This is a genomic window from Streptomyces sp. NPDC107562 (assembly GCF_055657325.1).
Map to the genome: position 1 here is coordinate 314,516 of NZ_JBVKBE010000003.1, position 24,456 is coordinate 338,971.

At 72.1% G+C, this 24,456-nt stretch carries 22 protein-coding genes; 13 read left to right on the plus strand and 9 right to left on the minus strand.

All coding sequences use genetic code 11. The annotated features are described in order from the left end of the window. Positions 1–3 precede the first annotated feature (3 nt). Positions 4–1,116, plus strand: coding sequence for a sensor histidine kinase (locus ACZ7LV_RS11660; RefSeq protein ID WP_471938231.1), 1,113 nt, complete (start codon positions 4–6; stop codon positions 1,114–1,116). A gap of 28 nt (positions 1,117–1,144) precedes the next feature. On the opposite strand, the gene ACZ7LV_RS11665 is transcribed toward ACZ7LV_RS11660, so the two are convergent. After that, positions 1,145–2,593 carry a sensor histidine kinase gene (locus ACZ7LV_RS11665; protein WP_471938233.1) on the minus strand — a complete coding sequence of 483 codons (1,449 nt, stop codon included), beginning with the start codon at positions 2,591–2,593 and terminating at the stop codon, positions 1,145–1,147. A 14-nt stretch (positions 2,594–2,607) separates the two neighbouring features. Continuing rightward, positions 2,608–3,375: a response regulator transcription factor gene (locus tag ACZ7LV_RS11670; RefSeq protein ID WP_471938235.1), complete on the minus strand. Its 768-nt coding sequence runs from the start codon at positions 3,373–3,375 to the stop codon at positions 2,608–2,610. A gap of 92 nt (positions 3,376–3,467) precedes the next feature. On the opposite strand from ACZ7LV_RS11670, the gene ACZ7LV_RS11675 reads away from it, so the two are divergent. The 6 genes from ACZ7LV_RS11675 (at position 3,468) to ACZ7LV_RS11700 (ending at position 8,608) form a co-directional block, all read left to right on the plus strand. Continuing rightward, the gene (locus ACZ7LV_RS11675; RefSeq protein WP_471938237.1) at positions 3,468–4,805 is read left to right on the plus strand and encodes a ferredoxin reductase family protein; all 1,338 of its coding nucleotides are present in this window, start codon (positions 3,468–3,470) and stop codon (positions 4,803–4,805) included. 64 nt (positions 4,806–4,869) lie between these two features. Further along, positions 4,870–5,274: an FMN-binding protein gene (locus ACZ7LV_RS11680; RefSeq protein WP_471938239.1), complete on the plus strand. Its 405-nt coding sequence runs from the start codon at positions 4,870–4,872 to the stop codon at positions 5,272–5,274. A gap of 1 nt (position 5,275) precedes the next feature. After that, on the plus strand, positions 5,276–5,995 hold the full coding sequence (locus ACZ7LV_RS11685) for an FAD:protein FMN transferase (RefSeq protein ID WP_471938241.1): 720 nt from the start codon (positions 5,276–5,278) through the stop codon (positions 5,993–5,995). Between the two features lie 116 nt (positions 5,996–6,111). Continuing rightward, positions 6,112–7,260 carry an ABC transporter ATP-binding protein gene (locus ACZ7LV_RS11690; RefSeq protein WP_401679257.1) on the plus strand — a complete coding sequence of 383 codons (1,149 nt, stop codon included), beginning with the start codon at positions 6,112–6,114 and terminating at the stop codon, positions 7,258–7,260. Then, positions 7,257–7,943: an ABC transporter permease gene (locus ACZ7LV_RS11695; RefSeq protein WP_471938243.1), complete on the plus strand. Its 687-nt coding sequence runs from the start codon at positions 7,257–7,259 to the stop codon at positions 7,941–7,943. Before ACZ7LV_RS11690 ends, ACZ7LV_RS11695 begins: the two co-directional genes overlap by 4 nt. Further along, the gene (locus tag ACZ7LV_RS11700; protein ID WP_471938245.1) at positions 7,940–8,608 is read left to right on the plus strand and encodes an ABC transporter permease; all 669 of its coding nucleotides are present in this window, start codon (positions 7,940–7,942) and stop codon (positions 8,606–8,608) included. Before ACZ7LV_RS11695 ends, ACZ7LV_RS11700 begins: the two co-directional genes overlap by 4 nt. Positions 8,609–8,614: 6 nt before the next feature. On the opposite strand, the gene ACZ7LV_RS11705 is transcribed toward ACZ7LV_RS11700, so the two are convergent. The 4 genes from ACZ7LV_RS11705 to ACZ7LV_RS11720 are packed head-to-tail and all read right to left on the minus strand — an operon-like array spanning position 8,615 to position 12,654. Beyond that, positions 8,615–9,214, minus strand: a complete 600-nt coding sequence (locus tag ACZ7LV_RS11705; RefSeq protein ID WP_471938247.1) for a GTP-binding protein — start codon at positions 9,212–9,214, stop codon at positions 8,615–8,617. Continuing rightward, positions 9,201–9,626, minus strand: a complete 426-nt coding sequence (locus ACZ7LV_RS11710) for a DUF742 domain-containing protein (RefSeq protein ID WP_365446412.1) — start codon at positions 9,624–9,626, stop codon at positions 9,201–9,203. The genes ACZ7LV_RS11705 and ACZ7LV_RS11710 overlap by 14 nt, the downstream gene beginning before the upstream one ends. 35 nt (positions 9,627–9,661) lie before the next feature. Beyond that, on the minus strand, positions 9,662–10,138 hold the full coding sequence (locus ACZ7LV_RS11715; RefSeq protein ID WP_401678994.1) for a roadblock/LC7 domain-containing protein: 477 nt from the start codon (positions 10,136–10,138) through the stop codon (positions 9,662–9,664). Beyond that, positions 10,135–12,654, minus strand: a complete 2,520-nt coding sequence (locus tag ACZ7LV_RS11720) for a sensor histidine kinase (protein WP_471938249.1) — start codon at positions 12,652–12,654, stop codon at positions 10,135–10,137. Before ACZ7LV_RS11720 ends, ACZ7LV_RS11715 begins: the two co-directional genes overlap by 4 nt. 428 nt (positions 12,655–13,082) lie before the next feature. Here ACZ7LV_RS11720 and ACZ7LV_RS11725 point away from each other — a divergent pair, with 428 nt between their 5' ends. Both ACZ7LV_RS11725 and ACZ7LV_RS11730 read left to right on the plus strand, forming a co-directional pair. Continuing rightward, the gene (locus ACZ7LV_RS11725) at positions 13,083–14,042 is read left to right on the plus strand and encodes an ABC transporter substrate-binding protein (RefSeq protein WP_471938251.1); all 960 of its coding nucleotides are present in this window, start codon (positions 13,083–13,085) and stop codon (positions 14,040–14,042) included. Positions 14,043–14,473: 431 nt separating this feature from the next. Further along, entirely contained in the window at positions 14,474–16,273 is a 1,800-nt protein-coding gene (locus tag ACZ7LV_RS11730; RefSeq protein WP_471938253.1) for a S8 family peptidase, read from the plus strand. A 63-nt stretch (positions 16,274–16,336) separates the two neighbouring features. Here the strand turns inward: ACZ7LV_RS11730 and ACZ7LV_RS11735 are convergent, their stop codons facing one another. Beyond that, positions 16,337–16,987 carry a ScbR family autoregulator-binding transcription factor gene (locus tag ACZ7LV_RS11735; protein ID WP_471938255.1) on the minus strand — a complete coding sequence of 217 codons (651 nt, stop codon included), beginning with the start codon at positions 16,985–16,987 and terminating at the stop codon, positions 16,337–16,339. A gap of 191 nt (positions 16,988–17,178) precedes the next feature. On the opposite strand from ACZ7LV_RS11735, the gene ACZ7LV_RS11740 reads away from it, so the two are divergent. From ACZ7LV_RS11740 to ACZ7LV_RS11750, 3 genes are all read left to right on the plus strand, one after another. Then, entirely contained in the window at positions 17,179–18,081 is a 903-nt protein-coding gene (locus tag ACZ7LV_RS11740) for a ScbA/BarX family gamma-butyrolactone biosynthesis protein (protein ID WP_471938256.1), read from the plus strand. Between the two features lie 67 nt (positions 18,082–18,148). Beyond that, positions 18,149–18,796: a ScbR family autoregulator-binding transcription factor gene (locus tag ACZ7LV_RS11745; protein ID WP_471938258.1), complete on the plus strand. Its 648-nt coding sequence runs from the start codon at positions 18,149–18,151 to the stop codon at positions 18,794–18,796. 24 nt (positions 18,797–18,820) lie between these two features. Then, the gene (locus ACZ7LV_RS11750) at positions 18,821–20,026 is read left to right on the plus strand and encodes a damage-control phosphatase ARMT1 family protein (protein ID WP_471938260.1); all 1,206 of its coding nucleotides are present in this window, start codon (positions 18,821–18,823) and stop codon (positions 20,024–20,026) included. On the opposite strand, the gene ACZ7LV_RS11755 is transcribed toward ACZ7LV_RS11750, so the two are convergent. Then, positions 19,986–21,263, minus strand: a complete 1,278-nt coding sequence (locus ACZ7LV_RS11755) for a cytochrome P450 (protein WP_471938262.1) — start codon at positions 21,261–21,263, stop codon at positions 19,986–19,988. The genes ACZ7LV_RS11750 and ACZ7LV_RS11755 overlap by 41 nt on opposite strands. Beyond that, positions 21,260–22,054: an alpha/beta fold hydrolase gene (locus ACZ7LV_RS11760; RefSeq protein WP_471938264.1), complete on the minus strand. Its 795-nt coding sequence runs from the start codon at positions 22,052–22,054 to the stop codon at positions 21,260–21,262. The genes ACZ7LV_RS11755 and ACZ7LV_RS11760 overlap by 4 nt, the downstream gene beginning before the upstream one ends. A 176-nt stretch (positions 22,055–22,230) precedes the next feature. On the opposite strand from ACZ7LV_RS11760, the gene cyc2 reads away from it, so the two are divergent. Next, positions 22,231–24,396, plus strand: a complete 2,166-nt coding sequence (gene cyc2 / locus ACZ7LV_RS11765) for a germacradienol/geosmin synthase Cyc2 (RefSeq protein WP_471938267.1) — start codon at positions 22,231–22,233, stop codon at positions 24,394–24,396. The last annotated feature ends 60 nt before the right edge of the window (positions 24,397–24,456 follow it).

Here is a 24,456-nt window from a genome sequence, read left to right on the forward strand (position 1 = left end):
GCCGTGCGGGACACCCTGCTCATCGCCCTGTTCGCCTTCCTCGGCGCCGGCGCGGCCGGACTGCTCGGGGCCGGCGTACTGCTGCTGATCCGGCGGCGCACGCTCACCGAGCACATCACGGTGGTCGCCGCCGTCGCCGTGGGCGCGATGTTCGCGGGCACGCTCGCGGTCGCCCAGGCGATGTTCCTGTCGGCGCACGACCTGACCGTGGTGACCACGGTGGTCGCGATGGCCGCCGTGGTCTCGCTGGCCACCGCCCTGCTGCTGGGCCGCTGGGTCGCCGCGCGCAGCCGCGCCCTCACCCTCGCGGCCCGTTCCTTCGGTGACGGCGGCGACTTCACCAGCCCCGACGGCCCCGCCGCCTACGAACTCGCCGCACTGAGCCGTGAGCTGGAGGCGACCAGCCGCAAGCTCGCCGAGTCCCGGGACCGGGAGCGCGCCCTGGAGAGCTCCCGGCGCGAGCTGGTCGCCTGGATCTCGCACGACCTGCGCACCCCGCTCGCCGGACTGCGCGCGATGTCCGAGGCGCTGGAGGACGGCGTGGCCGCCGATCCCGACCGCTACCTCCGCCAGATCCGCGCCGAGGCCGAGCGCCTCAACGACATGGTCGGCGACCTCTTCGAGCTCTCCCGCATCCACGCGGGCACGCTCGCCCTGAGCCCGAGCCGGATCTCGGCGTACGACCTGGTCGGCGACGCCCTCGCGGGCGCGGATCCGCTCGCCCGGGAGCACGGCGTACGGCTGGTCGGCGACCGGGTGGAGGCCGTGCCCATCGAGGTGGACGGCAAGGAGATGAGCCGGGTGCTCGGCAACCTGCTCGTGAACGCGATCCGGCGGACACCCTCCGACGGCACGGTGGCGGTGGCCGCCGAGCGCTCGCCCGACGGGGTCGTCCTGTCCGTGACGGACGGCTGCGGGGGGATCGCGGAGGAGGACCTGCCGCGCGTCTTCGACACCGGCTGGCGTGGCACCGACGCCCGCACGCCGCCGGCCGGTGCCGGGCTGGGGCTGGCCATCGTGCGGGGCATCGTGGAGGCCCACCAGGGCCGGGCCGCCGTACGCAACGTCTCCGGCGGCTGCCGCTTCGAGGTGACCCTCCCGACGGCGGACGCCTGAACCACGCGCTCCCCGCCGCGGCCGTCCGTCACGGACGGGACGACCCCGTCGGCAGGCGCACCGTGAATACCGTGCTCCCGGGTTCAGTGGCCAGTTCGATGGTGCCGCCGTGCGCCCGGACCAGTGAGCCGGCCACCGACAGACCGAGCCCGCTGCCGCCCCGGTCGCGGCTGCGGGCCTTGTCGACCCGGTAGAAACGGTCGAAGACGCGCTCCCGGTCGGCGGCCGGTATCCCGGGCCCCGTGTCGTGGACCCGTACCAGCGCGGCCCCGGCCGTGACCGAGACCGCCACGGACACCTCCGTGCCGGGCGGGGTGTGCACGGCCGCGTTGGTGAGCAGGTTGTCCAGCACCTGCCGGATGCGCTGGGCGTCGAGGCGCAGCACCACCGGCGCCTCCCCGGTGCCCACCGTCAGCGGATGGCCGCGGTGCGCCGCCCGGAAGGCGTCGGCGGCCTGCTCGACCAGCTCCGCCAGGTCCGCCTTCGCGAGCCGCAGCGGAGCCTCCACCTCGGCGGCGTCGAGCCGGGCGAGCAGCAGCAGGTCGTCCAGGAGGAAGCCCATCCGGGCGGCCTCGGCGCGCAGGCGCGCCAGGTGCCGCTCCCGTTCCCCGGGCTCGTTGGCGGCCGCGTACTGGAAGAGGTCCGCGTAGCCGCGCACCGACATCAGCGGGGTGCGCAGCTCGTGCGAGGCGTCCGCGACGAACCGGCGCAGCCGCTGCTCGGCCTCGGCGCGCACGGCGAGGGAGTCGTCGATGTGCTCCAGCATCGTGTTGAACGCCGTCCGCAGCTCCTCCACCTCAGGCCCGCCGCCCCGGCGGTCGGCCCGCAGCGGCAGCCGGGCCGCCGACTCGGTGAGGTCGTGGGAGGCGATGCCGTGCGCGGTGTGCGCCATGTCGCTGAGCGGTTGCAGCCCGCGCCGCAGCATCTTCCGGCCGAACACCACGAGTGCCAGCAGGGCCAGCCCGAACGTGACCGCCTGGATCGTGACCAACTGGCGGACGGTGTCCTCGATGTCGTCCATGGGTGCGGCGCTCACCAGGACGACGCCGGGTTCGACCTCGCAGGCGCGCAGCCGGTAGGTGCCCGCGTCCTTCAGGTGCTCGGTGCGCAGGAGTTCCGTGTGCGAGGCGACCTGGGCACGGGCCAGGGAGGTGAAGTCGCCGACGTCCGCGGGCAGATCGGCCGCCGCCTCGGGCTTGCGCAGTTCGGCGACGCCGTCCGACACGTCGTACACGGCGTAGTACCAGCGGTAGTACTTCTTGCCCTGGAGCGTGCCGTGGTCCGCGATGCCCTTGGACTGGGCGATCTGGCCGATCTGCAACTGCTCGTCCAGCTGCGCCGACAGGTAGTCCCGCATATACGTCGTCAGCGCCGTGCCCACCACGGCGAACACGACGAGCGACAGCGCGCCCAGCCCCAGCGCCAGCCGGGTGCCCAGCCGCAGACTGCCGTAGCCGTGACGCAGTCGGCGCACCACCCGCCGCACCCGGGTCACTCGGCGGCCTGCCGGATCACGTAACCGAAGCCGCGCACGGTGTGGATCAGCTCCCCGCCGCCGTCCCCGCCGTGGTGGGGCTCGTCGAGCTTGCGGCGCAGCCGGCTGACGACCAGCTCCACCACGTTGGAGCGGCCGCCGAAGCCGTACTCCCACACGTGGTCGAGGATCTGCGCCTTGGTGAGCACCGTCGGCGACTTGCGCAGGAGGTAGCGCAGCACCTCGTACTCGGTCGGGGTCAGCGTCAGCAGCCGCTCGCCGCGCCGCACCTCACGGGTGTCCTCGTCCATGGTCAGGTCCCCCACCCGCAGCACCGACCGCTGGAACCCGGGCCCCGCGGCGCGCCGCAGCACCGTCCGCAGCCGGGCCATCAGCTCCTCGACCGCGAACGGTTTCACCAGGTAGTCGTCCCCGCCCCGGGTCAGCCCCGCCACCCGGTCGGACACCGCGTCCCGCGCGGTCAGGAAGACCACCGGCACCATCGTCCCCGAGGCGCGCAGCCGGTCGAGGACGCCGAAGCCGTCCACGTCCGGGAGCATCAGATCCAGCACGACGATGTCCGGACGGAACTCGGCGGCACGGCGCAGCGCCTCGTCGCCGGAGTGCGCGGTGACCGCGTCCCAGCCCTCGTAGCGGGCGACCGTCGCGACGAGGTCGGCGATGGGCGGGTCGTCGTCCACGACCAGCAGTCGTACTTTTTCCACCCGTTCATAGTGCGGGAACGTCCGCCCCTCGCCGGGGCCGGTCGCCCCGCGGACGCACATCGATATCCACTTGAAAGTCGTACGACAGGAGATCGACAGCTGCGGCCGGTCAAGCTCGGTGTCCCAGGGCCCCGACCGAGGAGTTGCCGTCCGTGACGACCGTCCAGTCGCCCGCCGCGCCCGCCGCGGCGATACGTCCCAGGGTGGTGGCCCGCACCGGCCTGTACGCCGTGCTCGCCGCGAACGTGGCCGTGGTCACCTACTTCTTCGTGCAGGCGGGGTTCGCCTCCAACGCGCTGATCGTCGTCGGCCGCCTCACCGGGCTGTACGCCGCCCTGCTCATGGCCTTCCAGCTGCTGCTCGTGGCCCGGCTGCCCTGGCTCGACCGCCGGATCGGCATGGACCGGCTCACGCTGTGGCACCGCCGGCTCGGGTTCTCGCTGCTGTGGACGCTGCTCGCGCACGCGGTGTTCATCACCTTCGGCTACGCCGACTCCTCCGGCATGGACCCGGTCGACCAGCTCGTCGACCTCGCCGAGACCGTCGAGGGCGTGCTGCGGGCGGTGGTCGCGCTGGCGCTGATCATCGTGGTCGGCGCGGTCTCGGGACGCTTCGCCCGGCGCCGGCTCGCCTACGAGACGTGGCACTTCCTCCACCTCTACACCTATCTCGCCGTCGTGCTGGCCTTCTCCCACCAGATCGCGGTCGGCACGACCTTCGTCGCCTCGCCCGGGGCCACCGCCTACTGGTGGGCGCTGTGGAGCGTCGCGCTCGGATCGGTGTGCGTCGGCCGCCTGGCGCTGCCGCTGTGGCGGAACTGGCGCCACCGGCTGCGCGTCACGGCCGTCGTCCCCGAGAACGACGACGTCGTCTCCGTCCACATCACCGGACGCGACCTCGACCGGCTGCCCGCCCGCGCCGGCCAGTTCTTCCTGTGGCGCTTCCTGACCCGTGGGCGCTGGTGGCAGGCCAACCCCTGGTCGCTGTCGGCCGCGCCGGACGGCCGTTCGCTGCGTCTGACCGCCAAGGCCGTCGGCGAGGGCAGCGCCGGGCTGCGCCACCTGAAGGCGGGCACCCGCGTCTTCGCCGAGGGCCCCTACGGCGCCTTCACCACCCTGCACCGAACCCGTCCGGACGTCCTGCTGATCGCCGGCGGCGTCGGCATCACCCCGATGCGGGCCCTGCTGGAGGAACTGCACGGGCACGCCGTCCTCGTCTACCGGGTGGCCACCGACCGGGACGCGGTGCTCTACGACGAGCTGCGCGAACTCGCTCTCGCCAAGGGCGCCGAGCTGTACCTGGTCACCGGACCCGCCCGGCCGGATCGCCTCTCGCGCGACGAGCTGGCCCGGTTGGTGCCCGACATCGCCGAGCGCGACGTCTATCTGTGCGGGCCGCCCGGAATGACCCGGGGGGTGCTGCGCAGCCTGCGCGAGCTCGGTGTGCCCAAGGCGCAGATCCACCACGAGCGCTTCAGCCTGGCCGGCTGACGGTCCCGACGGGCCGAGGGAACCGAGCGAAGAGAAGAGAAGAGAAGGGGAGAAGAGGAGAAACGTGAAACGAGCACTGCCTGTTCTGGTCCTGACGGTGGCGGGCCTGATCCCGGTCTGGCGCTACGCGCCCTCCACCGACGCGCCGATCGCCGAGGCGTCCCGGCCGGCCGCACCGCCGACCCCCACGTCCACCTCGTCCTCCGGCGCCCGGGTCGTCGCGGGCTCCACGGTGCACACCGAGAAGGGCCCGGTGCAGGTGGAGGTGACCTTCGCGGGGGACGAGATCACGGCCGTGCGGATGCTGCGGCAGCCGGACCACCCGCAGACGACGGCCGCCGTACCGACGCTGATCGAGGAGACGCTCCAGGCGCAGAGCGCGGAGATCGACTCGGTGTCGGGCGCGACGATCACCAGCGAGGGCTACCGGGAGTCGTTGCAGGCCGCCCTCGACGCGCGGGGCGCCTGACGTGCGTCGCGTCGAGCACGTCATGGGCTTTCCCGTCTCGCTGCGGGTCGACGACGAGCACGTTCCGCAGGGGCTCGCGGACGCCGTCTACGCCTGGCTGCGCGAAGTGGACGACCGGTTCAGCCCGTTCAAGCCCCACAGCGAGGTGTCCCGGCTGGACCGGGGCGAGATCGGACGCGACGACGTCAGCGAGGACCTCGCCGAGGTCCTCGACGTCTGCGAGCGGTACCGGATCGCGACCGGCGGTGCCTTCGACGCCCGGCTGCCCGGCCGTGGCCTCGATCCCTGCGCGGTCGTCAAGGGATGGTCGGTGCAGCGGGCGGCCGAGATGCTGACGGCCGCCGGGGTGCGGCGGTTCTGTCTCAACGCCGGGGGAGACGTGGTCGTCGCGGGCGGTCCGTGGCGGGTGGGGGTACGGCACCCCGAACGCGCCGACCGGCTGTGCACGGTGCTGGAGCTGACCGAGGGCGCGGTCGCGACGTCCGCCCCCTACGAGCGCGGCGAGCACATCCTCGACGGCCGCACCGGGCGCCCGGCGACCGGACTGCTCAGCGTCACGGTCGTCGCGCCGACCCTCACGGAGGCGGACGCCATGGCCACGGCGGCGTACGCGATGGGTCCCGAGGGCGTGCTGTGGGCGGCCGGCCGGGAGGGGTGCGAGGTGTACGCCGTGGACCGGGGGCGCCGGGTGCGGCGCACGGCGGGGCTGCCGGTCGTCTGAGCAGCCGGTCGCCCGGCCATGTTCCGGCAACACTGCGGGTCTAGACTCTCCCGGCAATGGCCCGCCACCAGGCGAGAGCGGGCGGCGACTGCCACACCCGAAGGGCGTTCGGCGTTTTGATACGGATAGATTCAGTCACCAAGCGGTATCCCGACGGCACGGTGGCGGTCGACCGGCTGTCACTGGAGATACCCGACCGTTCGATCACGGTCCTGGTCGGGCCCTCGGGGTGCGGCAAGACGACGACCCTGCGGATGATCAACCGGATGGTCGAGCCCAGCGAGGGCAGGATCCTCCTCGACGGCACCGACATCATGCAGCAGCCGGTCAACACACTGCGCCGGTCCATGGGTTACGTCATCCAGAACGCGGGCCTCTTCCAGCACCGCACGATCGTCGACAACATCGCCACCGTGCCCCGCATGCTCGGCTGGGGCAAGGACAAGGCCCGTGCCCGCGCCCGCGAGCTGATGGAGCGCGTCGGCCTCGACGCCGCCCTCGCGCGGCGCTACCCCTACCAGCTCTCCGGCGGCCAGCAGCAGCGCGTCGGCGTGGCCCGGGCGCTCGCCGCCGACCCGCCGGTGCTGCTGATGGACGAGCCGTTCTCCGCCGTCGACCCGATCGTGCGCAAGGGCCTCCAGGACGAACTGCTGCGCATCCAGGCCGAGCTGGGCAAGACCATCGTCTTCGTCACGCACGACATCGACGAGGCCGTCAAGCTCGGCACGATGGTCGCCGTGATGCGCACCGGCGGCCGGCTCGCCCAGTTCGCCCCGCCCGCCGAGCTGCTGTCCAGCCCCGCCGACGAGTTCGTCGAGGACTTCCTCGGCGCCGACCGGGGCATCCGGCGGCTGTCCTTCTTCCCGTCGGCCGGACTGGAGCTGCTCACCACGCCGATCGTCGCCGTCGACGCCACCGCCGAGCAGATCGCCGCCCGCGGCTCGGCCGACGTCCCCTATCTCCTCGTCACCGGCCTGGACGGCAGGCCGCTCGGCTGGAGCGCGCCGGGCGACCTGACCGCCGGGCGGATCGAGCGCGACGGACTGCTGCCGTTCGGGCGGCCGTTCGTCGCCGAACGGGACTCGCTGCGGGCCGCGCTCGACTGCGCCGTCCTGTCGCCCACCGGCTGGGCCGTCGCCGTGGACGGCGAGGGCCGGGTGGCCGGGGTCGTCGCGCAGCAGACCATCGCCGAGGCGATCCGTGGCGCGCACGCCGCGGCACCGGCCGCCGACACCCCGGCCGGCGGCGCGAAGGCCGTCCGATGAACGGCCTCTTCGACATGCCGAGCGACCTCCAGAGCACCTACTGGGGCCTGGTCGGACTGCACCTGCGCGAGGCACTGGTCCCCGTGCTCGTCGGACTGCTCGTGGCGCTGCCCATCGCCCAGCTGTGCGTGCGGCTGCGCTGGCTGTACCCGCCGGTGCTGTGGGTGACGACCGTGCTGTACGCGATCCCCTCGCTCGCCTTCTTCGTCGTCCTCATCGACTACACCGGCCTCAGCGAGACCACCGTCATGATCCCGCTCGCCGTCTACAGCCTGGTGGTGTTCGTCCCGGCGATCGTGGACGGCGTCCGCTCGGTGCCCCGCGAGACCCTGGACGCCGCCACCGCCATGGGCTTCGGACCCGTACGCCGCTATCTGCAGGTGCAGTTGCCGATCGCCGCGCCCGCGATCATCGCCGGGCTGCGGGTGGCGTCGGTGTCGAGCATCTCCCTGGTCAGCGTCGGGATGCTGATCGGCAACCAGGGGGCCCTCGGCAACCTGCTCAACAGCGGCATGATCTACAACCAGCCGCGCCTGGTGTGGCTGTCCGTGATCGGCACGGCCGTCCTCGCCATCCTGGTGGACGCCGTACTCATCGGCCTGCGCATCCTCGTCACGCCGTGGATGCCGCGCGACACCCGCAGGTCCCCGCGTACGAACACCCTGAAGGACGCCGCCCGGTGAACGTACTGAACTTCATCAACGCCTTCTTCAGCGACAGTGCCCACTGGCGGGGCTACGACGGCATCCCCACGCGTCTGCTGGAACACCTCCAGTACACACTGATGGCGCTCGGCATCGCCGCCGCCGTCGGGCTGCCCGTCGGCCTGCTGACCGGGCACACCGGACGCGGCGGCAACACGCTCGCCCTGATCGCCACCGCGGGCCGCGCGCTGCCCAGCTTCGGCCTGATGGTGCTGATGTTCGTGCTGCTCGGACTCGGACTGGCCCCGGTGATGATCCCGCTCGTGGTGCTGGCGATCCCGCCGATCCTCGTCACCACCTACGAGGCGATGCGCTCGGTCGACCCCGCCCCCGTGGACGCCGCGCGGGGCATGGGCATGGGCGAGGCCGAGGTCCTGTTCCGCGTCGAGGTCCCGGTCGCGCTGCCACTGATCCTCAGCGGTCTGCGCTCGGCCGCCATCCAGATCGTCTCGACGGCCACCATCGCCGCGTACGTCAGCTTCGGCGGCCTCGGCCGCTACATCGTCGACGGGCTCTACCAGCGGAACTACGAGAAGGTCGTCGGCGGCGCCACGCTGGTGGCCCTGCTCGCGCTGGCCACGCTCGGCGTGTTCTGGGCGGCCGGACGCCTCACGGTGTCGCGCGGGGTACGCCGCGGCGGCTGACCCGCGTCAGCCCTCGGTGCGGGCCAGCGCCAGCTCCAGTACGACGAGCAGCGCGTCCCGCACCGAGCCGCGCTCCCGGGCGTCGAACACGATCACCGGGACGTGCTTGGCGACGTCCAGCGCCCAGCGGACCTCGTCCAGCGCGTGCTCGACCGTGCCGTCGAAGGCGTTGATCGCCACCGCGAACGGGATCTGCCGGTGCTCGAAGTAGTCCACGGCCGCGTAGCAGTCGTCCAGCCGGCGGGTGTCGACGATGACCAGCGCGCCGATCGCGCCCTCGACGATGTCGTCCCACATGAAGCCGAAACGGTCCTGTCCCGGCGTACCGAAGAGATACAGCTTCAGCGTCGGGTCGATGGTGATGCAGCCGAAGTCCATCGCGACCGTGGTCGTCGTCTTGCGCGGGGTGTGCGACAGGTCGTCGACCCCGGCCGCGACCTCGGTGATGGCGGCCTCGGTGGTGAGCGGCTCGATCTCGGAGATGGCCCCGACGGCGGTGGTCTTGCCCACGCCGAAGCCGCCCGCGATCACCAGCTTCACCGGCAGCGGCGGCCGTACGGCACTCTGCGCGGCCGCGCCGACGGCGAGTGGTTCAGTCGGTGTCACGGAGTACCCCCCGGGAGTCGGGGATGGCGCGGAGGCCATCGATAACCCTGCGCAGGACGGACGCGTCATGGGTGACGGCGGCGTTCGGCACGTACACCGCCAGATGCCCGGCGGTGCGCAGGTCCTCGGCGAGGACCCGGACGACGTTGAGGTGCAGCCGCAGCAACGCGGCGATCTCCGCGATGGACTGGGGCTGCTTGCAGGCGGCGACGATGTCGTGCCGCTCGAAGGAGAGCAGGTCGAGGGCGTCGAGCCCCTCGGCGGTGGCCACCACCTGGGTCTCGACCGGGATGGTCCGGGCGGACGCGGCCTCACCCGCGCCCGCCACCCGGCCGGCGGTGACGAGGAACGGCCGTACGGCGGGGACGGGGCCTGCCGGGTCCGGGCCCGGGGGCGTCGGGTCGTCCGCCATGGGGGTGTCTTCCTCCTCGACCGGGCGGGGACCGGTCAGCCCGTCGAGCCGGCGCCGACGCTGTTCTTCAGTTCGAGCACGAGCTGCGGGCTGAGCGCGGCACCCGCCCGGTTGGCGAACAGCGTCATCTCGTAGGCGATGTTGCCCAGCTTGGCCTCCTTGTCGGCGACCACGCCGAGCACGGCCCCGCTGCCGATCGCGGAGACCAGGACGTGACCGCCCTCCAGGTCGATGATGACCTTGTTGAGGGCGCCCAGGCCGTAGTTGCCGGAGGCCCCTGCGGCCAGGCTGGTGAGACCGGAGACGATCGCCGCGAGCCGCTCGGAGTGGGCGCGCTCGCGCAGTTGGGCCACGGCGATCAGCAGCCCGTCGGAGGAGACCGCGATGGCGTCCACGACGCCCGCGGTCTCGGTCGCGAAACGGTTCAGCAGCCAGGTGAAGTCGGCCGCTGCGGCCCGCAGTTCGTCCGGCGTGGCGCCTCCCGTCGGAGTACCACCTGTCGACGTGCTCACTGCTCCGCTCCTTCCGGGAGGTGCCTGGGTTCTTGCGACTCGCTGTCGTGGGTGCCGTCGGCCGTGTCCGCGTCGCGCCGGGCGTCGCGGCGGGCGCGTTCCACGGCCGCCTCGAACTCCTCCAGGGCGTCGCGGACGGCCTCGGCGTCGGCGGGCGCGGCGGCCTGGGGTGAGGCCAAGCGGTCGGCCTCGGCGGCGGTGGTCCGCAGCGTCGCGCCACGGACGCGGCGGCGCAGCGGCCGTGCACCGCCCGCGGGGGCCTCGGTGCGGGCCCGCGGGATGAGCGGGGAGGCGTCGTCGTCCGCGGGGTCGCGCCGGGGGACCCGGCGGGGGAGCGGGACGGAGTCGTCGGCGGCGGCGGGGCGCGGCCCGGATGCGGACGCCGGGGCGGCCGGTACCGCCGCCTCGCCGTCCGTGCCGGCACCGGTCGCGGCGCCCGTGCCGTCCGTCTTACCCGTGCCGCCTGTCTCGGTGCCGTACTCCGTCGTCCCGCCGGCGGCCACCGCGCTCATCGTCAGGAGCAGCGTCGACGGGATGCCGATCTCGGCCGTCACACCGCCGCCGGGCGTGCGCGAGAGGGTCACACCGATCTCCCAGCGGCGGGCCAGGTTGCCCACCACGAACAGGCCCAGCACCTTGGTCGGGACCAGGTCGAGGCGTTCGCGGCGGATCAGACGGCCGTTCTCCTCGTCCAGCCGCTCGGCGCTCATCCCGAGGCCGTGGTCGGCGACGGTGATCGTCGCCCCCGCGTCGACGGTACGGACGGTCACCTCCACGGGACTGCCTGCGGGCGAGAACGACACGGCGTTCTCCAGGAGTTCGGCCACCATCAGCGTCAGGTCGCCGATGATGTCCGGCTCGACCATGACCTCGGTGCCGGCGTGCAGCTCGACCCGCTGGTAGCCCTCGATCTGGCCGAGCGCGGCCCGTACGACGTTGGTGAGCGCGGTCGGGCCGCCGTCCAGGACGGTCTCGCGGATGCCGGCGAGCAGCATCAGGCTGTCGGCGTTGCGGCGCAGCCGGACCGCGATGTGGTCGATGCGGTAGAGGCGTTCGAGCAGCGCGGGGTCGGTCTCGCCGCGCTCGACGGCGTCGATGAGGGCGAGCTGCCGGGTGGTGAGGTTGCTGACCCGGCGGCCGACGTTGCCGAACATCTCGGCGACGTTGCGGCGGCTGAGGACCTGCCGCTCCAGCAGGGCGGCCGCGGTCGTCTGCACCTGGTTGAAGGCGTCGGCGAGGTCGCCGATCTCGTCCTGCGCGGTGACCGGGATCTCGCGCAGCCGCGGCGGGGCGTCGTCCTCGGTGTCGTCGTCGGCCACGCGCGCGAGTTCGCGGCCGGCCACGTCGGCGACCTGCCGGGCGGCTCCGGTGAGCGCCTGGACCGGCCGGACCACGGAGCGGCGCACGGCCACCGAGAGCGCACCCCACAGCAGGAACCCGAACAGGGCGAGGCCCAGCAGCCAGGCGGCGTTCCACCAGGCGTCGGCCGAGGCCTCGTCGGCCCGGTCGGCGATCTGGTCGATCAGCGAGCCGGTGACCGCCAGCCGGGTGTCGGACTGCTGGCCGTAGGTCGGGTAGTTGGACAGGGCGAGCGTGAACTTCGCGCGGGTCACGCTCGGTGTCGCGGCCTGGAGCGCGCTCGGGTCGATCTGGAGCTCGGCGTACTGCCGCAGGATGATCGCCTGGGCCGGGTTGTGCTCGATGCCGCGCAGCTCGGCGGCCTGCCCCTCGGTGGCGAACCGGGCGAAGCGCTCGGCCTGGTGCTCGTACAGCTCGTAGGCGCCGACGGCTCCGATGAACTCGATCAGCGCGTTGGAGTCACCGGTCGTCGCCGAGAAGACGCTGGTCTCGAAGGAGCTGTGCGCGGCGTCGGCGCGCAGCAGGGAGTCCAGCAGATTGCCCGTGAAGGTGGCGGCGAGGGCGGGGTTGTGATCCAGGCCGAGGCCGTCGATCAGGCCCTTGGCGGCGTTGTGGTAGGCCGGGTCGATGTTGTCGGCGGGCAGGTAGCTTTGCTCGACGGTCTCGCGCAGGCCGTCGAGGCCGTCGATCTCTCGCAGCGCCTGCCACTCGGTGCGCGGCAGCCGGTCGCCGAACGTGCGGCGCACCTTCTCGACCTGGGCGTCGGTCTCCTGCTGGGCCGTGCGGTAGTCGGTCAGCGAGGGCTTGGCGTCGCTGCCGCGGGCCTCGTGGCGCACGGACAGCAGGACGGCCTGCTGGTGCTCGGTGTTCACCCGGTCGACGAGTTCGGCGACCTGCGCGCTGTCCCGGACCAGGGTGGCCGCCTCCGCCGCGCTGCGGGCCAGCATCACCTGGTGGGAGATGAGGTAGCTGAGCAGCACGGCGACTCCGGCCAGCGGCACGCCGACCAGGACGTTGAGTTTCTGGCGGAAGGGCAGGCGGTCGGCGAGGCCGCGCAGGCCGCCTCGGGACCGCGGCGGTGCCGGCAGCGGGAGATCCCCCTGTCCCGGCGCGGCCGAGAGCCCGGGGGAGGGCGCGCCCACCTCGTTCGTGGACACCGAGCCTCCTTCGTGGGGTGTCGCACCGCGCGGAGAAGCTACGCGCGTGTCCTTCGCGTGTCGAATTCCGATCGGCTTTCGTCCGGTGTACGACGACACCGATGCGGTTTGTGGCACCGCTGTGACCGGAGGGCAACTGCGGTGAGACTATCGCCTCTTGGGACGGCGGATCGCGCCACTCCACGTCAAGAATCCGTTACAACCTGCTCCTCAGAAGCGGGAAGTCGTCCGCATCTCCTTCACAATGCGACCATGAATGGTCACTCATCGAAGCCAATTGGTGACCTGAATTCGCTTGACTGGGTGAGAACCGGCTGGATTGGATCAGTAGGTGCGGTGTGCGTGCCACGTCCGCGGTGGGCCCGAAGTGCCCGCATGTCACGTCACCGCCCACCCCCCGCCACATCCCCAATCCCGGAACGGGAATCGTGACTTCAACCGTGAAGAGCACCTGGTCCAACAAGAGACAGCGCGGCGCGGCCGCCGTGGCATTCGCCGTCGCGGCGGCGCTGGTCGCCGGTTGTGGCTCGTCCTCCGACGACACGTCCGACCCGCTCTCGGAGGGCACGTCCGACGGCAAGACCGTCGTCGTGGGCTCCAACAACTTCGCCGAGAGCATCCTCCTCGCCGACATCTACGGCGAGGCCCTCAAGGCCAAGGGCATAGAGGTCGAGTACAAGCCCAACATCGGTAGCCGCGAGACCACCTACGGCCTGCTGAAGAACGGTTCCATCACCGTTCTGCCCGAGTACAACGGCTCGCTTCTCGCCTACCTCGACCCCGAGGCCGAGCAGAAGTCGGCCGAGGCGGTCAACGCCGACGTGAAGGCCAAGCTGGACCCCAAGCTGACCCTGCTGGACTCGTCGCCGGCCGAGGACAAGGACTCGGTGTCCATCAACGCCGAGACGGCGAAGAAGTACGACCTCGGTGCCCAGTCCACGCTCGCCGACCTCAAGGACATCGCGCCGGAACTGGTCATCGGGGGCTCGCCGGAGTTCCAGACCCGTCACCAGGGGCTGGTCGGGCTGGAGAAGGAGTACGGCCTGAAGTTCAAGTCCTTCAAGGCCCTGGACGCCGGTGGCCCGCTGACCCAGGCGGCGCTGACGAAGAACACAGTGCAGGCCGCGGACATCTTCACCACCGACCCCACGATCATCAAGGAGAAGTTCGTCGTCCTCCAGGACCCGAAGAACCTCTTCGGCTTCGCGAACGTGACCCCGCTGGTGCACAGGAGCGGCCTCACGCAGGAGGGCATCGACGCCCTCGACGCGGTCTCCGCCAAGCTCGACACCAAGACGCTGCTCGACCTGGACGCCCAGGTGCAGCTGGAGAACAAGGACCCGCTGGACGTGGCCCAGGCCTGGCTGAAGTCGGTCGGCCTGAGCTGACCCGCCCCGCCGCCACCGGCGGACCCGCGGTACCCGACGTGCCCCGCACCGCTTTCGAGCGTGCGGGGCACGGCCGTTTCCCCGGCCGCCCGACCGCCCCCCAGGGGCCGGTCCTTGCGTGCGCCGCCCTTTCCGGCACGTTGCGCACCGAGGCGATCGTGAGGCGAACCGAAAGTGGACGTCCCAGGTCAACCCTTGGTCAGCAAGGGTGAGTTTCCAGCCTGCCCAAGGGTTTCCCCTGTATCCGCACGGCCGTTCCGTTGCCTATCGTTCCAGCACCGCTGACCCCCCGGGTGATCCCCGACGGGTCGGCGCCACGCCAGGCCGGCCTCCGCACGCCGCTTTTCGGTATCACCCCCCTCCGCTTCGAGGACGAAGCGCACCGACCGCCGCTCCGCGCTGTCCGGAGTACGGCCACGAAAGGCAGACCCTTGCGAACCTCCCCTGCCGTCAGACGCAAGCTGATATCCGTCGCCGCGGTCTCCGCGGCGCTGCTCACCGCCGCCACCGCACAGGTGGCCACGGCCCAGGACGCCTCCCCCCACGAGGCCGTCGTCCCCACCGCGCAGACCGAGGCCGCCCCCGGCGCCCCCGCCGAACGGCTCATCGTCGGCTACAAGGCCGCCGCCACCGAGGCCAGGTCCGACGAGGCCGCCGAGGCCGACGCCGAGGCCAAGGGCGAGAAGGCCGGCGAGAGCGTCGACTTCCAGCGCCGCCTCGGCACCGGCGCCGCCCTGGTCGACCTGGGCGAGCGCCTCACCAGGTCGGACGTCGCCGACGTCGTCGCCGAGTACCAGGCGGACCCGCAGGTCGCCTACGTCGTGCCGGACCGCCTCAACACCCCGCAGGCCGACCCGAACGACACCGACTACGCCAAGCAGTGGGACCTCTTCGAGGCCACGGCCGGCATGAACGTTCCCGGCGCCTGGCCCACCTCCACCGGCAGCGGCGTGACGGTGGCCGTCATCGACACCGGCTACGTGACCCACTCCGACCTCGCCGCGAACGTCGTCGGCGGCTACGACTTCATCGCCGACACCGCGGTCTCGGTGGACGGCGACGGCCGTGACAGCAACCCGGCCGACCCGGGCGACTGGTACCTGGCCAACGAATGCGGCGCCGGCCGCCCCGCGAGCAACTCCTCCTGGCACGGCACCCACGTGGCCGGCACCGTCGCCGCGGCCACCGACAACGCCAAGGGCATGGCGGGCATCGCCTACGGCGCCAAGATCTCCCCGGTGCGGGTGCTCGGCAAGTGCGGCGGCTACGACAGCGACATCATCGACGCCATCACCTGGGCGTCCGGCGGCACCGTCGCCGGCGTGCCCGCCAACGCCAACGTCGCCAAGGTCATCAACATGAGCCTCGGTGGCGACGGCGCGTGCACCTCCGCCACCCAGAACGCCGTCAACGCCGCCGTGGGCCGGGGCACGACCGTCGTCGTGGCCGCCGGAAACGCCAACGACAACGTGGCGAACCACTCGCCGGGCAACTGCAACAACGTCATCTCGGTCGCCGCCACCAACCGCTCGGGCGCCAAGGCGTCCTACTCCAACTACGGCGCGCTGGTGGACATCTCGGCGCCCGGCGGCCAGACCAGCACCGGCACCGCCAACGGCATCTACTCCACGCTGAACTCGGGCACCCGGACCCCGTCCACGGAGTCGTACGCCTACTACCAGGGCACCAGCATGGCCGCCCCGCACATCGCCGGCCTCGCCGCGCTGATGAAGTCGGCCAAGCCGGCGCTGACCCCGGCCCAGATCGAGTCGGCGATCAAGTCCAACGCCCGTGCGCTGCCCGGCGCCTGCTCCGGCGGCTGCGGCGCGGGACTCGCGGACGCCGCGAAGACGGTCCAGGCCGTGGTGGCCGGCACCCCCACCGGCACGACCTTCTCCAGCACCGCCGCCGTCGCCGTCCCGGACGCCGGATCGGCCGTCGAGTCCCCGATCACCGTCAGCGGCCGCACCGGCAACGCGCCCTCGGGCCTGAAGGTCGCGGTGGACATCACCCACACCTACCGCGGTGACCTGGTCGTCGACCTGGTCGCCCCGGACGGCTCGACCTACCGCCTGAAGTCCTCCAGCGGCTCGGACTCCGCGGACGACGTCAGGACCACCTACACGGTGAACGCCTCCTCGGAGGTGGCCAACGGCACGTGGAAGCTGCGGGTCCAGGACACGGTCGCGCAGGACACGGGCCGCCTGAACAGCTGGAGCCTGACCTTCTGAGGCATCCTCCGCATCGGCACCGCGGGCCGGACGGGGCACTCGCCCCGTCCGGCCCGCGGCGCGTCACGACGCGACGCGGGCCTCCAGCGACGCCAGCACCCGGGCACCCCGGTCGGCGCGGCTGTCGAGGCCCAGCAGCAGGCCGGGCACCGCGATGCTCGGCAGCATGTGGGACCACAGCACCGACAGCCGGCGCCCGAGGTCGTTCCGTCCCGTCAGGGCCCGCGACATCAGCTGTATGCCGGTGAACGAACCGATCAGCATCTCCACCGTGTCCCGGGGGTCCACCGTCGGCAGCAACTCCCCCCGCGCCTGCGCCTGTTCGAGCAGCGGCGTCAGGTGCTCGGCCCACTGGCGGAACGGCCCGGTGTGATCCACCCCCGGCGGCGCGCACTGGTCGACCGCGAGGCGCACGCTCCCGCGCAGCAGCGCGTTGCCCAGCAGTCGCTGGCCCACGACGAACGTGATGTCGACGACCTCCTGGAGCTTGCAGGCCTGCGACGGAATCGCACCGAAGGGCACCTGCTCGTCGAGCACCGCCTGCGCGAGGGCTTCCTTGGAGGGGAAGTGGAAGTACAGCGCTCCTTTGGTGACTTCTGCCCGTTCCAGCACCATGGAGATGGTGGTGGAGGTGTAACCGTGTTCGTCGAAGACCGCACCGGCGGCTTCCAGGATCGCCCTGCGTGTCCTGATGGCGCGTTCCTGTTTCGCCATGAGTGACCCTCTCCGGCGCCCAGTTGGCCGGTTCATACCGCTGGCGCCACGATCGTGCCGGAACTGCCCTGATCATAGGGTGTAACGGAGTGATCGCATTGAAAACAAACCGGTCACCTCGTATTCTGACGCCCACCCACGGCGGACACCTCACCGTCCGCAGAACCCTTCGGGGGACCGTAGGGAGAAACATGCCACAAGCGCGCGAACCTGCCGAAGCCCCGACCCTGACGGCGACTGTGCCCCGGCAGCTGGTGCACCGCGCGGCCGTCGCCGAAACCTTTCTGACCGGCTGGGAACAGACCGGGACCGACCGCTTCGCCGTGGCGGCCCAGTGGCCACGGGCCCACGGGGTGCACGTGTCGCACGACCGCTCCGCGTACGAGCCCCTGCTCGTCGTGGAGACCGTCCGCCAGAGCGGCACCCTCCTCGCGCACACCGAGTACGACGTCCCGCTGGGTCATCACTTCGTGCTCCAGGAGTTCGAGGTGGACACCTCTCCCGAACACCTGGCCGTCGGCCCGGTGCCCGCCGAACCGACCGTCGAGGTGCACTTCGCCGAGGTGCGCCGCCGGGCGGGCCGTCCGGCCGGCGCCCGCTACACCGCCGAAGTCCTGCTGGACGGCGTTCGCGTGGCGACCGCCCGGGCCTCCTTCACCTGCGTCGCCGCGTCGGTCTACGACCGGCTCCGCGGCGGCCGAACCCGGGCCACCGTGACGGTCCCGCCCCCGCCGCCCGGACTGCCGCCCGAGGCGGTGGGCCGCGCGCTGCCGGCGGATGTCGTCCTGGCGCCGTCCGGGATCCAGGACCGCTGGCGCCTCAGAATCGATACCGCGCATCCCGTTTTCTTCGACCATCCGCTCGACCACGCCCCCGGCATGCTCCTGCTGGAGTCCGCCCGGCAGGCGGCCTGGGCCCGAACGCCCTCGGGCGGGACCCCCGCGGCCTTCCGCTCGGTCTTCCATCGCTACGCCGAACTGGATGAACCGGTATGGATCGAGGCGTTCGACGGGGAGGGCACGGACATCCGAATCGTCGCCGCACAGGGTGAGTTGACGGTCTTCGAATGCCGGGTCGCCATTGCCAGGGAGTGAGATATCGTGTGCGGGGGGTAAGAAACAAACGGCACAACCCGTTTTGATTCCCAGGAGAGTCCAGCCGATGGCGAGGCAGTTACGAGCCGAGCAGACCCGCGCCACGATCATCAGGGCCGCCGCCGACCTGTTCGACCGTCACGGCTACGAGTCGACCAGCCTGAGCGACATCGTCGAGCACGCCCAAGTCACCAAGGGCGCCCTGTACTTCCACTTCGCGGCCAAGGAGGACCTGGCGCACGCCATCATGGAGATCCAGTCGCACCACTCGCGACGGCTGGCCCGTGAGGCGGACGACCGGGACTGCTCGTCGCTCGAAGGCCTGATCCGGATCACCTTCGGCCTCGTACGGCTCACCGTGGAGGGACCGGTCGCGCGTGCCGGACTGCGGCTCGCCACCGGCGGGGTGGGGGTGCGGCCGCCGCTGTCGCATCCCTTCGCCGAGTGGTTCGACATCGTCTCCAGACGGCTGGTCGGAGCCGTCAAGGAGTGCGACATCCACCCGGACGTCGACGTCGACGCCGTCGCCCACTCCCTCCTCAGCTTCTTCATCGGTATACGCGTCGCGGGCCGCACCCTCGAACCCGTCCTGCGGCTGCCCAGGCGGCTCACGGAGATGTGGTACGTCCTCATCCGCGGCCTGGTGCCCGTGACCAGGCGTCCTCGCTACCTCGGCCTCGCCACGCAGCTGGAACGGGAGATCAGAGCCGTCTGAGCGGTGCGCGGTACGGTGAGCCGCATGCCCGACACCGCGCCCGCGCCCGTGATCCTCGGCAACGCATCCGGCTCGTTCCCGCACAGCGTGCTGGCCGAACGCCACCCCGCGATCATCCGGCAGGTGTGCGCGTCCCTGCCGTACGGCCCCGAGCGCCGGCGCGCGCTCGACGCCCTGCTCGACAGCTGCACCGCGGGCGTGCTCGAACCCCTCCCGGCCGACGCGCCCGACCGGGACCGATGGGCGGCGTGGGGGCTCACCGGGTACGCGGGGCGGTCCTGGTTCGACGTGCCCTGGCTGTGGTCGGAGAGCTACTTCTACCGCGCGCTCCTCGAAGCCGTCGGCTACTTCACTCCCGGACCCGACCAGGGCATCGACCCCTTCCGCCCCGTCAAGCTCGCCGAACTCGACGCACCCGCGGCCGACGAGGAACTCGCCGCACTCGACGACCTGAAGCCCCGCACGGCCGCCGAGCGCGGCCAGGCACTGCTGCACGGCTCGCTCTGGGGAAACCGCGCCGACCTCGGCTTCCGCCTGTCCGCCGGGGGCGACACCCCGGCCGCCGTCTCCGGTCTGGTCGCCGACGACAGCGAGACCCTGTGGTCCCTGCTCCCGGAGTCCGGCACCGGCACCGTCTGCCTGATCGCCGACAATGCCGGCCGCGAACTCGTCCCCGACCTGCTGCTCCTCGCCCACCTCCTCGCGGAGGGACGCGTCGAGCGGGCCGTACTGCACGTCAAGTCCCACCCGTACTACGTCTCCGACGCCACCCCGGCCGACGTGCTGGACGCGCTGCGCCGACTGACGGCCGCGCCGGGCGAGGCCGGCGCGTACGGGAGGCGGTTGTGGTCGGCGGTGACCGACGGCCGCCTGACCGTGCGCGCCCACCCCTTCTCCTGCGCACCCCTGCCGTACGCCGAGATGCCCGGCGACCTGCGCGCCGAGTTGGCCGAGGCGACGGTGACCGTCCTCAAGGGGGACCTCAACTACCGTCGCCTCGTGGGCGACCGCCGGTGGCCGGCGACCACGCCCTTCACCGAGGTCACCGACTACTTCCCCGGCCCCGTCGCCGCCCTGCGCACCCTGAAGTCCGAGGTGGTCTGCGGCCTCGACGCGGGCACCGAGGCCGCCCTGGTGGCGGCGGAGGGGCAGCGGTGGCGGACCGGGGGCACGCACGCGCTGATCCAGGTCAACGCGGCTCCGGGCGGAGGTCCAGGCGCAGGTGCTTGATGCCGTTGATGAAGTTCGACACCAGCCGCCTCGGGGGCCGCGCCGTACGAAGCGTCGGGGGCAGTGCTCGTAGTGCCTCCTGGTACAGCACGCGCAGTTGCAGCCGGGCGAAGTGCGCTCCGAGGCACACGTGCGGGCCGTCGCCGAACGAGACGTGTGGATTGGGCGTGCGCAGCAGGTCCAGGCGGTCGGGCGCGGCGAAGACCCGCTCGTCGTGGTTGGCGGCCGCGTGGAAGACGACCACCTTGTCCCCGGCCCGGACGGTACGCCCGGCCAGCACCGTCTCCCGGGTAGCGGTCCTGCGGAAGGTGAGCACGGGCGGGTGCCGGCGGAGCAACTCCTCCACGGCCGGGGCGAGGTCGGCCGTGGGGGAGCGCAGCCGCGCGTACGCGTCGGGATGCTCCGCCAGCGTCAGCAGGCCGCCGGGCGCCGCGCCGCGCACCGTGTCGTTGCCGGCGACGGTGAGCAGGAAGAAGAACATCTCCAGCTCGGCGTCGGCGAGGTCCGCCTCGTGGGCGAGCGTGGTCAGGATGTCGTCGGCCGGGTGGCGGCGCTTGTGCGCGGCGAGCTGCTGCGCGTACGCGAACATGTCCCGCAGCGCCGCCGGGGACCGCGGATCGAGCGGCCTGCCCGTCGCGTCCGGTGCCGCGGGACCGGCCTCGTCGGGGTCCTGGTAGCCGATCACCCGCTGGGTCCAGTGCAGCAGCAGCTTGCGGTCGCTCTCGGGGACGCCGAGCAGATCCGCGAGGTTGAGCAGGGCGTAGTCGTCGGTGACCGTGGTGACGACGTCGACCGTGCCGTCGCCGGACCGGGCCTGTGCCACCGCGTCCGCGAACAGGGTCCGGGCGCGTCCCCGCGCCACCGCCGCGAAGCGCTCGATCCGCCCGGGCGTGAACGCGCGGCTCACCAGGCGCCGCAGCCGGTGGTGGTGCGGCGGGTCCTGATTGAGCATCATGCGGCGGATGAACGGCAGATCGTCCGGGTCGGGGTCCCGGATCTGGGTCGCGCCCAGACACGAGGAGAAGGCCGTCGCGTCCCGCAGGACGCGGACGACGTCGGCGTGCCGCGTCACCGCCCAGAATCCGGGCCCGGCCGGCCAGCCCAGCACCTCGGGCTCGTCCTGCCAGGCCACCGGGTGGTGGTCCCGCAGGACGCGGTAGGCGTCGAACGGCACACCGGTGGCGTACCGGCGTGGATCGAAGACGTCGGGGACGGGCGGGACCGCGTGCGGTGTCACGCCTGCCCGCCGCCGTCGGCCTCGCCGGCGCGGCGCAGGAAGTCCTCCACCACGCGGACGAGTGCCAGCGGGGTCTCGTCCATCGCGTAGTGGCCGGCGGACGGCAGTTCGTGCAGTTCGGCCCGGGCGTACCAGGTCAGCCAGGTTCCGCGGAGCAGCTCGGCCGACAGGGCGGGATCGAGCGCTCCGGCGACGGCGAGCGCGGGCACCGTCGCGCCCTCGACGTCCTCGTGGAAGTCCTCCCGCGCCCAGGAGTCCAGCCAGGCACGGAACGCCTTCGCGTCGCTGCGCGCCAGGGAACGGGCGACCATGCGGTCCAGCCAGGCGCCGGGACGCCGCCCGCCCGTGGTGATGTCGATGATGGCCCGCCGGTTCTCCGACAGGTGGGCGGCGTCCGCGAACAGCTCCCACTGCTCCGGCGGCAGGGCGAGCCCGCAGGCCGGCACCGGGGAGACGCCCACCACCGCACGCAGCCGGTGCGGGGCGACGGCGAGCAGCCGCTGGGCGACCGCGCCGCCCATGGAGTGCCCGACGACGGAGAAGCGCGCCCAGCCGAGACGGTCGGCCAGTGTCACCAGGTCCACCGCCGCCTCCGCGGTCGTGTACGCGCCGTGCGCGTCCCTGGCCTCGCCGTAGCCGCGCAGGTCGACGGGCACGTACTGGAAGGTCGTACCGTCCAGGTCCGGCAGGACGGGCGCGAACGCGGACCGGTCGGCGAACCAGCCGTGCACCGCGAACACCTTGTGGGCGCCGTCGCCGTGCACTTCATGGGGGAGCACGAAGGAGGTCATGCGAACACGGTGGCCGGTGGGCGGTGGCCCGGCAAGTGCGCGTGAGGCGTGAGCCCGGGAAACCAGGCGTCCTGAACTCCGATCAGAACTGCCGGTGTTCGGCCGTGATTCACGCGATGGTGTGATCAGATCCCCGCGCGCGGATGCCTCCCAGAGGCCGCGGGTAGTGCCCGGCCATGACGCAGCAGCCGTTCGAACTCCCGCACTTCTACATGCCGTATCCCGCGCGGCTGAACCCGCACCTCGACGAGGCCCGTGCCCATTCGACCGTGTGGGCACGCGAGAGGGGCATGCTGGAGGGGTCCGGGATCTGGGAGCAGGCCGACCTCGACGCGCACGACTACGGCCTGCTCTGCGCCTACACGCACCCTGACTGCGACGCCGCGGCGCTCTCCCTCGTCACCGACTGGTACGTGTGGGTCTTCTTCTTCGACGACCACTTCCTGGAGACGTTCAAGCGCAGCCAGGACCGCGCGGGCGGCAAGGCCTACCTGGACCGGCTGCCGCTGTTCATGCCGCTGGATCTGTCGACGCCCGTGCCGGAACCGGAGAACCCGGTGGAAGCGGGCCTCGCCGACCTGTGGGCGCGCACGGTGCCTTCGATGTCCATGGACTGGCGCCGCAGGTTCTCCGTCGCCACCGAGCATCTGCTCAACGAGTCCCTGTGGGAGCTGTCCAACATCAACGAGGGGCGGATCGCCAACCCCGTCGAGTACATCGAGATGCGCCGCAAGGTGGGTGGTGCTCCCTGGTCCGCGGGGCTCGTCGAGTACGCGACCGCGGAGGTGCCCGCGTCGGTGGCCGGCTCCCGGCCGCTCAGGGTGCTGATGGAGACGTTCTCCGACGGCGTCCACCTGCGCAACGACCTGTTCTCCTACCAGCGTGAGGTGGAGGACGAGGGCGAGCTCAGCAACGGAGTGCTCGTCCTGGAGACCTTCTTCGGCTGCACCACGCAGGAGGCCGCGGAGGCCGTCAACGACATCCTGACCTCCCGGCTGCACCAGTTCGAGCACACCGCGTTCACCGAAGTGCCCGCGCTGGCCCTGGACAGGGGCCTCACCCCGGACCAGCTGGCCGCGATCGCCGCCTACACCAAGGGCCTGCAGGACTGGCAGTCCGGCGGCCACGAGTGGCACATGCGCTCCAGCCGCTACATGAACGAGAACGCCACGGCCACCAGCCCCTGGACCGTGGGTGCCACCGGTGTCGGCACCTCGGGCACCGACATCCGCTCGCTGCTCGCCTCGGCGGGCGCCGAGCGGATGCGCGCCTACACGCACGTGCCCTTCCAGAAGGTCGGACCGTCCCGGATCCCCGACATCCACATGCCGTTCCCGCTGCGCCTCAACCCCGACCTGGACGGCGCGCGGGCCCGCCTGCTGCCGTGGGCCCGGAGCATGGGCTTGCTCAGCGAGGGTGTCTGGGACGAGGACCGGCTCGCCGCCGCCGACCTGGCGTTGTGCTCGGCGGGGCTCGACCCGGACGGCACGGCGGAGGCCCTGGACCTCAGCGCGTGCTGGCTGGCCTGGGGCACCTACGGCGACGACTACTACCCGCTCGTCTTCGGGCACCGCCGCGACCTCGCCGCCGCCAGGCTGGCCACGGAGCGGCTGTCGGCCTGCACGCCCGTCGACGGTCCGGTGGTGATCGTCCCGTCGAACGCCATGGAGCTGGGCCTCGTCGACCTGTGGCGGCGGACCACGGCGGACATGGACCAGGAAGCGCGCCGGCGGTTGAAGGCCGCCATCGAGGTGATGACCGAGAGCTGGGTGTGGGAGGTGGCGAACCAGGTCCACAACCGGATCCCCGACCCGGTCGACTACCTGGAGATGCGCCGCGCCACCTTCGGCTCCGACCTGACCCTCGGCCTCTGCCGGATGGGCCACGGCCCGCACGTCCCGCCGGAGGTCTACCGCAGCGGCCCCGTCCGCTCGCTGGAGAACGCCGCCATCGACTACGCGTGCCTCGTCAACGATGTCTTCTCCTACCAGAAGGAGATCGAGTACGAGGGGGAGATCCACAACGCGGTGCTGGTGGTGCAGAACTTCTTCGGCACCGACTACCCGACCGCCCTCGCCGTCGTGGGCGACCTGATGACGCAGCGCATGCAGCAGTTCGAACACGTCGCGGCCACCGAACTGCCGGTCGTGTACGACGACTTCGACCTGTCGGCCGAGGACCGCGCGAGCATGGGCGAGTACGTGGCCGCGCTGCAGAACTGGATGGCGGGCATCCTGAACTGGCACCGCCGCGTCGCCCGCTACAAGGCGGACTGGCTGGGGAGCAGGGCCCACGGCTTCCTGCCGGACCGCGCCCCGTCCCCGCCCCTGACGGTCGGCTGATCCCGCGGCCACGGGCAGTCTCACTCTTTCGTGGCTCGTGGTGGGGCGGGGCGTCGGGTA

Coding starts and splice junctions, on each gene's coding strand:
- ACZ7LV_RS11750 (WP_471938260.1), top strand. CDS start 18,821: ATGCCCGACACCGCGCCCGCGCCCGTGATCCTCGGCAACGCATCCGGC.
- ACZ7LV_RS11710 (WP_365446412.1), bottom strand. CDS start 9,626: ATGGCGGACGACCCGACGCCCCCGGGCCCGGACCCGGCAGGCCCCGTC.
- ACZ7LV_RS11670 (WP_471938235.1), bottom strand. CDS start 3,375: ATGTGCGTCCGCGGGGCGACCGGCCCCGGCGAGGGGCGGACGTTCCCG.
- ACZ7LV_RS11760 (WP_471938264.1), bottom strand. CDS start 22,054: ATGACCTCCTTCGTGCTCCCCCATGAAGTGCACGGCGACGGCGCCCAC.
- ACZ7LV_RS11745 (WP_471938258.1), top strand. CDS start 18,149: ATGGCGAGGCAGTTACGAGCCGAGCAGACCCGCGCCACGATCATCAGG.
- ACZ7LV_RS11695 (WP_471938243.1), top strand. CDS start 7,257: ATGAACGGCCTCTTCGACATGCCGAGCGACCTCCAGAGCACCTACTGG.
- ACZ7LV_RS11735 (WP_471938255.1), bottom strand. CDS start 16,987: ATGGCGAAACAGGAACGCGCCATCAGGACACGCAGGGCGATCCTGGAA.
- ACZ7LV_RS11740 (WP_471938256.1), top strand. CDS start 17,179: ATGCCACAAGCGCGCGAACCTGCCGAAGCCCCGACCCTGACGGCGACT.
- cyc2 (WP_471938267.1), top strand. CDS start 22,231: ATGACGCAGCAGCCGTTCGAACTCCCGCACTTCTACATGCCGTATCCC.